The sequence below is a fragment of the Streptomyces mesophilus genome (assembly GCF_011044995.1).
Lineage (GTDB): Bacteria > Actinomycetota > Actinomycetes > Streptomycetales > Streptomycetaceae > Streptomyces > Streptomyces mesophilus.
The window spans coordinates 1-11,406 of record NZ_JAAKZW010000249.1; the positions used below are offsets into that span (position 1 = coordinate 1).

Genomic DNA, 11,406 nt, shown 5'->3' on the forward strand with positions numbered 1-11,406 from the left:
GGCGGGGCGCCCGCTCTGTGCGGCGCTACGGAGCCAGAGTGCGAAGGACGCAGAACTCGTTGCCCTCCGGGTCGGCCATCACCACCCAGTTGCGGTCCGCGCCCTGGCCCACGTCCGCTCTGGTGGCGCCGAGCGCGACCAGCCTGGCCACCTCGTCCTCGGTGCTGCGGTCGATCGGGCTGACGTCGAGGTGCAGCCGGTTCTTCACGGCCTTGCCCTCGGGCACCTTGGCGAAGAACACGGTGGGCGGCATCTGGCGGGCCCGTACTTCCTCGACGGTCGGCTCCCAGGAACCGATCTCGATCTGGTCCTCGCTCCGCTCGATCACCTTGAAGTCCAGGACCTCGCACCAGAAGGCCGCCTGGCGTTCCGGATCGTGGCAGTCGATGCCCAGCTCGGTGAACCTGCTTGCCATGACTCTCCCCTGTCGTGTGGACGAGGGCTCAGGGTAGGTGCCCGTGCCACCGACCGGGAGGGAGATCACCGACTTCCCGCGCGCAACGCAGGACGGGCCGGGCGCCGGTCGATGACCGTGCGCCCGGCCCGTCCGGAGGCCTGGGGTGCTACGCCTGCGACTTGCGCAGGCGGAAGTCCAGGCCCAGGGCCTCGTCCTTGAAGGTCTCGCCGAACGAGTCGTCCGCCTCGCCCTCGGCGTAGTCCACGGCCAGGACCTCGTCCGCGATCAGCTCGGCGTGCTCGTTCAGGGCCTCGGTCATCGCGTCGTCCGTGGACGACCAGCGCACCGCGATACGGTCCGCGACGTCGAAGCCGCTGTTCTTGCGGGCCTCCTGGATCAGGCGGATCGCGTCACGGGCCAGGCCCGCGCGGCGCAGCTCCTCGCTGATCTCCAGGTCGAGCGCGACCGTGGCGCCGGACTCCGAGGCCACCGACCAGCCCTCGCGCGGGGTCTCCGTGATGAAGACCTCGTCGGGGGTCAGGGTCACGGTCTCGCCGTTGACCTCGACGGTGGCCGTGCCCTCGCGCAGGGCGAGAGAGAGCGCCGCCGCGTCCGCGTTGGCGACCGCCTTGGCCACGTCCTGGACGCCCTTGCCGAAGCGCTTGCCGAGCGCGCGGAAGTTGGCCTTCGCCGTGGTGTCGACGAGCGAGCCGCCGACCTCCGAGAGCGACGCCAGGGACTGGACGTTGAGCTCCTCGGTGATCTGCGTGCGCAGTTCCTCGCCGAGCTGCTCGAAGCCGACCGCGGCGATCAGCGCACGGGACAGCGGCTGGCGGGTCTTGACGCCCGACTCGGCACGTGTGGCGCGGCCGAGCTCCACCAGACGGCGGGCGAGCAGCATCTGCTGCGAAAGCGACGGGTCCACAAGGGACTTGTCGGCTTGCGGCCACGTCGACAGGTGGACCGACTCAGGGGCGCCCGGCGTGACCGGCACGACCAGGTCCTGCCAGACCCGCTCGGTGATGAACGGGGTCAGCGGGGCCATCAGGCGCGTGACCGTCTCGACCACCTCGTGCAGGGTGCGCAGCGCGGCCTTGTCGCCCTGCCAGAAGCGGCGGCGCGAGCGGCGCACGTACCAGTTGGAGAGATCGTCGACGAAGGACGACAGGAGCTTGCCGGCGCGCTGGGTGTCGTACGCCTCCATGGCCTCGGTGGTCTGCTCGACGAGCGCGTTCAGCTCGGAGAGCAACCAGCGGTCCAGGAGCGGGCGTTCGGCGGCGGCCGGGTCGGCGTCCGACGGGGCCCACTTCGACGTACGGGCGTACAGGGCCTGGAAGGCGACCGTGTTCCAGTACGTGAGGAGGGTCTTGCGGACGACCTCCTGGATCGTGCCGTGGCCCACGCGGCGCGCGGCCCACGGGGAACCGCCGGCCGCCATGAACCAGCGCACCGCGTCGGCGCCGTGCTGGTCCATCAGCGGGATGGGCTCCAGGGTGTTGCCCAGGTGCTTGGACATCTTGCGGCCGTCCTCGGCGAGGATGTGGCCGAGGCAGACCACGTTCTCGTACGAGGACTTGTCGAAGACGAGCGTGCCGACCGCCATCAGCGTGTAGAACCAGCCGCGCGTCTGGTCGATGGCCTCCGAGATGAACTGCGCCGGGTAGCGCGACTCGAAGAGCTCCTTGTTCTTGTGCGGGTAGCCCCACTGCGCGAACGGCATCGAACCCGAGTCGTACCAGGCGTCGATGACCTCGGGCACGCGGACGGCGTCCAGCGAGCAGCCCTCGTGCGTGCACGTGAAGGTCACGGCGTCGATGTACGGGCGGTGCGGGTCGAGGCCCGACTGGTCGGTGCCGGTCAGTTCGGAGAGCTCGCCGAGGGAGCCGACGCAGGTGAGGTGGTTCTCCTCGCAGCGCCAGATCGGCAGCGGGGTGCCCCAGTAGCGGTTGCGGGACAGGGCCCAGTCGATGTTGTTGTTCAGCCAGTCGCCGAAGCGGCCGTGCTTGACGGAGTCCGGGAACCAGTTGGTCTTCTCGTTCTCCTCGAGGAGACGGTCCTTGACCGCGGTGGTGCGGATGTACCAGGACGGCTGCGCGTAGTAGAGCAGCGCGGTGTGGCAGCGCCAGCAGTGCGGGTAGCTGTGCTCGTACGGGATGTGCTTGAAGAGCAGTCCGCGCTCGTCGAGGTCCGCGGTGAGCTTCTCGTCGGCCTTCTTGAAGAAGACGCCGCCGACCAGCGGGACTTCGGGCGCGAAGGTGCCGTCGGGCAGGACCGGATTCACGACGGGGAGGTCGTACGCCTTGCAGACCAGGAGGTCGTCGGCGCCGAACGCGGGGGACTGGTGGACCAGACCCGTACCGTCCTCGGTCGTCACGTACTCGGCGTTGACGACGAAGTGCGCGGGAGCCGGGAACTCCACGAGCTCGAACGGACGTTGGTAGTTCCAACGCTCCATTTCGGCGCCCGTGAAGGACTGGCCGGTGGCCTCCCAGCCCTCGCCCAGGGCCTTCGCGAGCAGCGGCTCGGCGACCACGAGCTGCTCGGTGCCGTTCGTCGCCACGACATAGGTGACGTCGGGGTGTGCGGCGACCGCCGTGTTGGACACCAGGGTCCAGGGGGTCGTCGTCCAGACCAGGAGAGCGGCTTCGCCCGCCAGAGGTCCGGAGGTGAGGGGGAAACGGACGAAGACCGACGGGTCGACGACCGTCTCGTAGCCCTGCGCGAGCTCGTGGTCGGACAGACCCGTGCCGCAGCGGGGGCACCAGGGGGCCACGCGGTGGTCCTGGACCAGGAGGTCCTTGTCGAAGATCTCCTTCAGGGACCACCAGACCGACTCGACGTACTCCGGGTCCATGGTGCGGTAGGCGTCGTCGAGGTCGACCCAGTAGCCCATGCGCGTCGTGAGGTCGGTGAAGGCGTCGGTGTGCCGGGTCACGGACTCGCGGCACTTGGCGTTGAACTCGGCGATGCCGTACGCCTCGATGTCCTTCTTGCCGTTGAAGCCGAGCTCCTTCTCGACGGCGAGCTCGACGGGCAGGCCGTGGCAGTCCCAGCCGGCCTTGCGGCCCACGTGGTAGCCGCGCATGGTGCGAAAGCGCGGGAAGACGTCCTTGAAGACACGGGCCTCGATGTGGTGGGCGCCCGGCATGCCGTTGGCCGTCGGCGGGCCCTCGTAGAACACCCACTCGGGGCGTCCCTCGGACTGCTCGAGGCTCTTCGCGAAGATCTTCTGCTCGCGCCAGAAGTCGAGCACCGCGTGCTCGAGGGCGGGCAGGTCGACCTGGGCGGGTACCTGCTGGTACTGCGTCATCTGTCGTCCTCCGGCGGATGTGCTGCCTTCCGTCGGAGGGACGAGTGCCTGCAGCTCTTGGCGCAGGGCTCCCGCGGTACCACCCTCCTTGGCCCCTCGGCGTGCGCCGACGGACCCCCTCATTGGGGTCGCGATGCCGGGTCTACTCGCCGCTGCCCTCGCTGCTCGCGTGGGGCTGCGGCTTTCTTCCGGCGGCTCCGGGGTGATCTTCACGCTCGCGCTCGCCCCCGGGCTCACACCGTCCCCGGGTCGCTCCTGGCTGCGTACGGACGCTACTCGTCCCCATCGATGCCTTTTCGCAGTGCCCAGTGTACGGGGCCCGGGGCGGCTCGGCCGACCGGTTTTCGGGCTCCGGACGGGCGTCGGGCGAGGATCGGCAGGTGGGCGTGGAGTGACCCGAATGCCACACGGCGCCCTGTGGGGATCCGGCCGGGGCACAGTCGCGGATTACGGCGCGGGGAGCTGGGCACAACCGATGCAGACCCGTCGCGTGGGTGGTGCGGGGCGGGTGGATCGGGCGGCGTGCCCCGTTGCCGCGGGCCTGGAGTCGATTTATCGTCCCAGCACGATTCGCGAGCAAGATCACAATATGTGAAGGGGCCGCGGCCATGGTGGCGAAAAAGACCGCCGAACAGCATTCGGCGTCGAGTAGATCCACTTCCGCGGCGAAGGACGTGAGCGGCAAGAAGTCGACCGCGGCCGCGGCACCTCGTACGGACGGAACGGCGACGGCCGACAAGGCGGTGAAGTCGACGGCGGCGGTGAAGAAGACCGCGGCCAAGAAGACCGCCGTGAAGACGACGGCCACGAAGACGGCCGGCACGAAGGCGCCGGCCACGAAGACGACGACGAAGAAGGCGGCCGCGAAGACCACGGCCGCGAAGAAGAGCGCGACGCAGGCGGGTGCCGCGAAGAAGACCGCGGCGAAGGCTCCTGCGAAGAAGGCCGTGGCCAAGAAGGCCGCGGCCAAAAAGGCGGTGGTCAAGAAAGCCCCGGCGACGAAGGCCGCCGAAAAGGCCCTGGTGGAGGAGACCGTGGACGCGGGGGCTGTGGCCGAGGCGGCGGTCGAGGAGAAGGACGCCGCAGTGAAGACGGCGGTAAGGAAAGCGCCGGCCAAGAAGGCGGCGGCCAGTAAGGCGCAGAGCAAGCCGGACAGCAGCGAACAGGCCGCGAAGCAGACAGGAGCCAGGTCGGTGGGTGCGAAGAAGGCTGTGAAGACGGTCGAGACGGTCGCCTCGGGCAAGGGCGGCGGTGCGGTGCCCAAGGCCCGCAACGTGGCGGCCGGGCCCGGTGAGCTCGCGATCCGTCCCGGTGAGGACCCGTGGACTCCCGAGGAGGTGACCGAGGCGCGTACCGAACTGCAGTCGGAGATCCTGCGGCTGCGCTCGGAGATCGCCACCTCCGAGGAGGCGCTCGCCGGTCTGATGCGCGACTCGGGCAACGGCGCGGGTGACGACGACGCCGACACCGGCAGCAAGAACATCACGCGCGAGCACGAGATGGCGCTCGCGAACAATGCGCGCGAGATGCTGGAGCAGAGCGAGCGGGCCCTGGAGCGGCTCGACGCGGGGACGTACGGACTGTGCGAGAGCTGCGGGAATCCGATCGGCAAGGCACGGATGCAGGCCTTCCCGCGGGCGACCCTGTGCGTCGAGTGCAAGCAGAAGCAGGAACGCCGCACTTGAGTCTCGGACGCCGCAGGTAAGTGTCGTACCCTCGTGCTCAGTCAGGCATCTAGGTTGAGGGACTCACGTGGCAGAGGCGGAGAGCATCATCGGTACGCCGGATGTTGAGGGCGCGGAGCCGGAGCAGGATCCGCAGGCCGAGGGAGTCCGAGGGGACGAGAAGGCGCCCAAGGGCAGCCGCAAGATCGTGGCGCTCTTCACGGTCGCCGCGGTCGCCTATGCGCTCGACCTGATCAGCAAGATGATCGTGGTCGCCAAGCTGGAGCACCACGAGCCGATCGAGATCATCGGCGACTGGCTGCGCTTCGAGGCGATCAGGAACGCGGGCGCCGCGTTCGGGATGGGCCAGGCGTTCACCGTGATCTTCACGTGTATCGCCGCCGCCGTGATCGTGGTGATCGTCCGGCTCGCCCGCAAGCTCTACAGCCTGCCCTGGGCCATCGCGCTCGGTCTGCTGCTCGGCGGTGCGCTCGGCAACCTCACGGACCGCCTGTTCCGCGCGCCCGGTGTCTTCGAGGGGCATGTCGTCGACTTCATCGCGCCCAAGAACTTCGCGGTGTTCAACCTGGCGGACTCGGCGATCGTCTGCGGCGGCATCCTGATCGTGATCCTGTCCTTCAAGGGCCTCGACCCGGACGGCACCGTACACAAGGACTGAGGTCTTCCGGCCTCCCTTTTGGGCCCTGGGACCGCTGCGGACGAGGAGTCCGCGGCGGTCCGTCATACTTTCCAGGTGAGTACACACCCCGAGACCCGCAGTCTGCCCGTACCCGACGGCCTTGAGGGCGAGCGCGTCGACGCCGCCATCTCGCGCATGTTCGGCTTCTCCCGCACCAAGGCGGCCGAGCTGGCTGCTGCCGGAAAGGTGCAGGTCGACGGGGCTGTGGTCGGGAAGTCCGAGCGGGTGCACGGGGGCGCGTGGCTCGAGGTCGAGATGCCGCAGGCGGCCGCGCCCGTACAGATCGTGGCCGAGCCCGTCGAGGGCATGGAGATCGTGCACGACGACGACGACATCGTCGTGATCGTGAAGCCGGTGGGCGTGGCCGCGCACCCGTCGCCGGGCTGGACCGGGACGACCGTGATCGGCGGGCTCGCCGCGGCCGGCTACCGGATCTCCACCTCGGGTGCCGCCGAGCGCCAGGGCATCGTGCACCGGCTCGACGTCGGTACGTCGGGTCTGATGGCCGTCGCCAAGTCCGAGCGGGCGTACACCTCGCTCAAGCGGCAGTTCAAGGAGCGCGTGGTCGAGAAGAAGTACCACGCGCTGGTCCAGGGACACCCGGACCCGATGAGCGGCACCATCGACGCCCCGATCGGGCGCCACCCGCAGCATGACTACAAGTGGGCCGTGACCGCCGAGGGCAAGCCCTCCGTGACGCACTACGACCTGATCGAGGCGTACCGGTCGGCCTCGCTGCTCGACATCAAGCTGGAGACCGGGCGTACGCACCAGATCCGCGTCCACATGTCGGCACATCGACACCCGTGCGTCGGCGACCTGACGTACGGCGCCGATCCGACGATCGCCAAGCGCCTCGGGCTCACCCGGCAGTGGCTGCACGCGGTGAAGCTCGGCTTCGAGCACCCCGGCGACGGGCAGTGGGTCGAGTTCGAGAGCGGGTACCCAGCCGATCTGCAGAAGGCGCTCGACCTGATCGCGGCGGAGACGTACCGGTGAGTTCGCAGGGCGGGGACGCGCGTTTCGTCGTACGGGAAGCGGTGGCCGACGAGGACCGTGCGGCGTGCTTCCTCGTACGCAAAGAGGTCTTCGTGGGCGAGCAGGGTGTGCCCGAGGACATCGAGTACGACGCGTACGACGCCGGGGCCGTCCATGTCCTCGCGGTCCGTACCGAGGACGGGCAGCCGCTCGGGACCGGGCGTCTGCTGTTCGGTGCGGCCGGGATCGCCAAGACCGGTGACGCCGCGGTCGGTTCGCTTGGGCGGCTCGCGGTGGCGAAGGCCGCGCGAGGGCTCGGGGTCGGGGTCGCGCTGGTGCGGGCCATCGAGGAGTGCGCCGCCGCGCGAGGGCTCACCGCGGTGGATCTGCACGCCCAGACCCATGCGCTGGGGTTCTATGAGCGGCTCGGGTACGAGGTGTACGGGCCGGAGTTCCTGGACGCGGGGATTGAGCATCGCGCGATGCGGCGGGCGTTGAACGGGCATTGAACGGGCGATGAGGCGGGGTTCGAACGCTCCATGAGGCGGGCGTTGGAGGCATAGCCGAGCGGCTCGTCCCGGGGCCGGACAGGAATGTCCGGTTTGCGTGGCACCCTTGGGGGCACGTGATCTTGGCGTGCGACCGGAGGACCCGTGGAACAGTTGGCGTTGCTCTTCGTGCTGCTGCTCGGCGCCGTGGTCAGTGTGCCGGTCGGGGAGCGGCTGAAGCTGCCGGCGCCCGTCCTGATGACCCTTGCCGGGATCGTGCTCGCGTTGGTGCCGTTCGTGCCCAACGTGGAGATCAACCCGGACTACATCCTGCCGCTGGTGCTGCCGCCGCTCCTGTACGCCGCCGTGCAGCGGACCTCCTGGCGGCAGTTCGCGGCCAATCTCCGGCCGATTCTGCTGCTCGCCGTGGCGCTCGTCTTCGTCACGACCGCCGCCGTCGCCCTGGTGGCCAACGCCCTGGTGCCCGGCCTTCCGCTCGCCGCCGCGCTCGCGCTCGGGGCGCTGGTCGCACCGCCCGACCCGGTGGCCGCGACCGCCGTCGCCGGTCAACTCGGGCTGCCGCGGCGGCTGGTGTCGATCCTCGAAGGGGAGGGGCTCTTCAACGATGTGACGGCGATCGTGCTCTACCACGTGGCCATCGCCGCCGCCGTCAGCGGAACCTTCTCGCTGCCCCGGGCCGCGCTCGAACTCGTCCTGTCGGCCGTCGTCGCCGTCGCGGTGGGTGTGGCGCTCGGCTGGGCGACCAACAAGCTGATCGGGCTGCTCGGGGATGCCACCCTGCAGGTGGGCCTCACGCTGCTCGTGCCGTTCGTCTCGTACGTGGCGGCCGAGGAGTTGAAGGGCTCGGGGGTGCTGGCGGTCCTGGTGACCGCGCTCTTCATCGCCGAACATGCCGCGGACGCCGACGACGTGATGGGGCGGCTGGTCAATCGCAGCTTCTGGGAGATCGTCGACACCCTCGTCACGGGGATCGCCTTCGGCCTGATCGGCCTCGAACTGCACAACGCGATCTCGGCCGCTTCCGGCCGCTGGGTGGAGTGGAGCGGCTGGGCCGCGGCCATCGTCGGGGTGGTCGTGTTCGTCCGCCTGCTGTGGCTGCTGCCGGCGACCTGGCTGGCGAAGAAGCTGCACGACCGGCGCGATTACGACGAGGAGATCCCCGTCAGCTGGCGCGAGACCGTCGTCATGTGGTGGTCGGGCATGCGCGGCGTGGCATCGGTCGCGCTGGCCCTGGCCATTCCGCTGAAGATGGACGACGGTTCGCCCTTCCCTGGGCGGGACGAGATCGTGTTCATCGCGTTCGGCGTCATCATGGCCACCCTCGTATGCCAGGGGCTGACGCTGCCCCGGCTGGTGAAGAAGCTCGGGGTCGAGGCGGACGCCGAGGCCGAGGACGCCTTCGAGCGGGAACTGGCGCTGCGGGCCACCAAGGCGGCCAAGGCGCGGCTCAAGGAGATCGAGGCCGTCGAGGAGATGCCGCAGGAGTCGATGGACCAACTGATGCGCGCCGCCCTCGACATCGGGATGCGCATCAGCCCCGACATGCTGGACGACCACCGCAAGGAAGACTTCGCCAAGCGGGCCGCCAAGATGAAGCGGATGCGCTCCATCCGGGGCGAGATGCTGTCGGCCGCCCGGCACGAAGTGCTTTCCGCGCGCAGCGAGCCCGGCGCCGATCCGGAGATCGTCGACCGGGTGCTGCGGCATCTCGACGTACGCAGCCTGCGGTGAGCCCGTCCGGGCTCGATTCCTAGCCCCGCCCTGTCCTCGGAGCGGTACCGTCCGATGCCGCGTGGTCCGCGGCGCCGTTCGGCGGCGGGGTCGCGAAGGCCGTCATGATGCGGGGCAGGGCGTAGGGGTGGTGGTCGGCGAGCCAGCCGACGAGCTGTTCGCGGATCGTCACTCGTACCGTCCAGATGTCGTCCGCGTCCTTGGCCGTGGCCAGGGCCCGGATCTGGATCGTGGTGGGCGTGGTGTCGGTGACCGCGAGGCCCCAGTCACGGCCGTCCCAGGCCGGGCATTCGCGCAGGATGTCGTGGAGCTTGTCGCGCATCGCGGACACGGGGGTCATGTGGTCGAGGTGGAAGAAGACCGTTCCGGTCATCTGGGCGCCGCCGCGGGACCAGTTCTCGAAGGGCTTCGAGGTGAAGTACGAGACCGGCATGGTGATCCGGCGCTCGTCCCACGTCCGTACGGTCAGGAAGGTCAGCGTGATCTCATCGATCGTGCCCCACTCCCCGTCCACCACCACGGTGTCGCCGAGGCGCACCATGTCGCCGAACGCGATCTGGAATCCGGCGAAGAGATTGCTGAGCGTGGACTGGGCGGCGATGCCCGCGACGATGCCGAGCACACCGGCCGAGGCCAGCATCGACGTGCCGACGGTGCGCATCGCAGGGAAGGTCAGCAGCATCGCGGCGACCGCCACCACGGCGACCACCGCGGTGACCACCCGCATGATCAGGCTCACCTGGGTGCGGACCCTGCGCAGCCGGGCCGGGTCGTGGCTGCGGGACGCGTAGTGCGCGTAACTCGACTCGACGACCGCCGCGGCGATCCGCACCACCAGCCAGGCGCAGGCCCCGATCAGGACCAGGCTGAGCGCCCGGCCGATCCCTGCGGAGTGGTCCTCGAATACTTCGGCCTTCTCGTACGTCCCCCTCAAGAGTGCGATGAGCAGCACACATTGCAGCGGTAGCCGGCAACGGCGCAGCAGCCCCCACAACGGAGTCTCCGTGTGGCGGGCGTCGGTACGGCGCAGGAGGCGGTCGACGAGCCAGCCGATGGCCAGCGTGATGACGACCGCGGCGCCGAAGACGATCAACGGGCGCAGCACGTTCTCCATGCCTCCGAGGGTAGGTGGCACGATGGCCTCATGAACATCATGCTTTTCCATTCGGTCTACGGCCTGCGCCCTGCTGTACAACAAGCCGCCGACCGGTTGAGGGCTGCCGGGCATGAAGTGCAGGTACCCGATCTTTACGAGGGCAAGACCGCGGAGAACGTCGAGGACGCCAGGAAGATCAAGGAAGAGATCGGCACGGACGAGTTGCTGCGCCGGGCCGTCGCCGCCTCCGCACCGTACTCCGAAAGCGGTCTTGTCTACGCCGGTTTCTCACTCGGTGCGGCGCTGGCGCAGAACGTCGCCCTGGCCGACGACAAGGCCCGCGGCCTGCTACTGCTGCACGGCACCTCGGACATCGCCGATGACGCCTCGGCGGACGATCTGCCGGTGCAGCTGCATGTGGCCGACCCCGATGCCTTCGAGCCGGAGGACTGGCAGAACGCCTGGTATCTGCGGATGCGCCGGGCGGGCGCCGATGTCGAGGTCTTCCGCTACCGGGGGGCCGGGCACCTCTACACGGACCCGGACCTTCCGGACTACGACGCCGAGGCGGCGGAGGAGACCTGGACGACGGCGCTGGGGTTCCTCGAGACGCTCTGACCCGAGGGCGGCCGGCTCTAGTCGCGCCTGCACGTGCCCGACGGCGCGGAGGCCGGCGGGTAGCACTGCAGGTCGAAGTCCGCGGAGTCGACGCTGACGTAGCGGCCGATGCACTCGTTCCGGTCCGTCAGGCCCCGCTCGGCGCAGTACGACAGGGCGGTGCGGCCGTCGGGGAACGGGCCGGCGTAGAAGACCCAGAAACCCGGCCGCAGCGACGCGTAGTCGTCGCTGCGCACGTACGTCGCGTCCGGCACCGTCTTCCGCAGCTTCGCGAGACGCTGATCGCGCGCCGCCTCGCCGCTCGACGTCGGCTCGGAGTGCAGCATCGCCACCCATCGGCCCGCATCGGGGATCGCGCCGGGGGAGCTGGACGCGGGCGGAGTGCTGGAGGGCGGCGGGGTGG

Annotated in this window: 9 protein-coding genes and 1 pseudogene; 6 read left to right on the top strand and 4 right to left on the bottom strand. The window is 69.6% G+C overall.

The genetic code is table 11. From position 1 onward, the window contains the following. Window positions 1-25: 25 nt before the first annotated feature. Window positions 26-415: a VOC family protein gene (locus G6045_RS34790; protein WP_165336200.1), complete on the bottom strand. Its 390-nt coding sequence runs from the start codon at window positions 413-415 to the stop codon at window positions 26-28. A 148-nt stretch (window positions 416-563) separates the two neighbouring features. Beyond that, window positions 564-3,707, bottom strand: a complete 3,144-nt coding sequence (gene ileS, locus G6045_RS34795) for an isoleucine--tRNA ligase (RefSeq protein ID WP_165336201.1) — start codon at window positions 3,705-3,707, stop codon at window positions 564-566. A 608-nt stretch (window positions 3,708-4,315) separates the two neighbouring features. Here ileS and G6045_RS34800 point away from each other — a divergent pair. The 5 genes from G6045_RS34800 (at window position 4,316) to G6045_RS34820 (ending at window position 9,289) form a co-directional block, all read left to right on the top strand. Then, window positions 4,316-5,392: a TraR/DksA family transcriptional regulator gene (locus tag G6045_RS34800; protein ID WP_165336202.1), complete on the top strand. Its 1,077-nt coding sequence runs from the start codon at window positions 4,316-4,318 to the stop codon at window positions 5,390-5,392. 67 nt (window positions 5,393-5,459) lie between these two features. Further along, on the top strand, window positions 5,460-6,050 hold the full coding sequence (lspA, locus tag G6045_RS34805) for a signal peptidase II (protein ID WP_165336203.1): 591 nt from the start codon (window positions 5,460-5,462) through the stop codon (window positions 6,048-6,050). 75 nt (window positions 6,051-6,125) lie between these two features. Continuing rightward, complete coding sequence (locus G6045_RS34810; RefSeq protein WP_165336204.1) at window positions 6,126-7,070, top strand: RluA family pseudouridine synthase; 945 nt, start codon at window positions 6,126-6,128, stop codon at window positions 7,068-7,070. Further along, window positions 7,067-7,558, top strand: coding sequence for a GNAT family N-acetyltransferase (locus G6045_RS34815; protein WP_328708010.1), 492 nt, complete (start codon window positions 7,067-7,069; stop codon window positions 7,556-7,558). Before G6045_RS34810 ends, G6045_RS34815 begins: the two co-directional genes overlap by 4 nt. Before the next feature lie 144 nt (window positions 7,559-7,702). Beyond that, entirely contained in the window at window positions 7,703-9,289 is a 1,587-nt protein-coding gene (locus G6045_RS34820; protein WP_165336205.1) for a Na+/H+ antiporter, read from the top strand. A gap of 19 nt (window positions 9,290-9,308) precedes the next feature. Here G6045_RS34820 and G6045_RS34825 read toward each other — a convergent pair whose 3' ends face one another. Continuing rightward, window positions 9,309-10,403 carry a mechanosensitive ion channel family protein gene (locus G6045_RS34825; protein WP_165336206.1) on the bottom strand — a complete coding sequence of 365 codons (1,095 nt, stop codon included), beginning with the start codon at window positions 10,401-10,403 and terminating at the stop codon, window positions 9,309-9,311. Window positions 10,404-10,433: 30 nt separating this feature from the next. Between G6045_RS34825 and G6045_RS34830 the strand changes: the two genes are divergently transcribed. Beyond that, window positions 10,434-11,003, top strand: coding sequence for a dienelactone hydrolase family protein (locus G6045_RS34830; protein WP_165336207.1), 570 nt, complete (start codon window positions 10,434-10,436; stop codon window positions 11,001-11,003). A 17-nt stretch (window positions 11,004-11,020) separates the two neighbouring features. Here the strand turns inward: G6045_RS34830 and G6045_RS34835 are convergent. After that, window positions 11,021-11,406, bottom strand: a pseudogene (locus tag G6045_RS34835) (serine/threonine protein kinase); the annotation flags it as partial.

Coding starts and splice junctions, on each gene's coding strand:
- G6045_RS34790 (WP_165336200.1), bottom strand. CDS start 415: ATGGCAAGCAGGTTCACCGAGCTGGGCATCGACTGCCACGATCCGGAA.
- ileS (WP_165336201.1), bottom strand. CDS start 3,707: ATGACGCAGTACCAGCAGGTACCCGCCCAGGTCGACCTGCCCGCCCTC.
- G6045_RS34800 (WP_165336202.1), top strand. CDS start 4,316: ATGGTGGCGAAAAAGACCGCCGAACAGCATTCGGCGTCGAGTAGATCC.
- G6045_RS34825 (WP_165336206.1), bottom strand. CDS start 10,403: ATGGAGAACGTGCTGCGCCCGTTGATCGTCTTCGGCGCCGCGGTCGTC.
- G6045_RS34830 (WP_165336207.1), top strand. CDS start 10,434: ATGAACATCATGCTTTTCCATTCGGTCTACGGCCTGCGCCCTGCTGTA.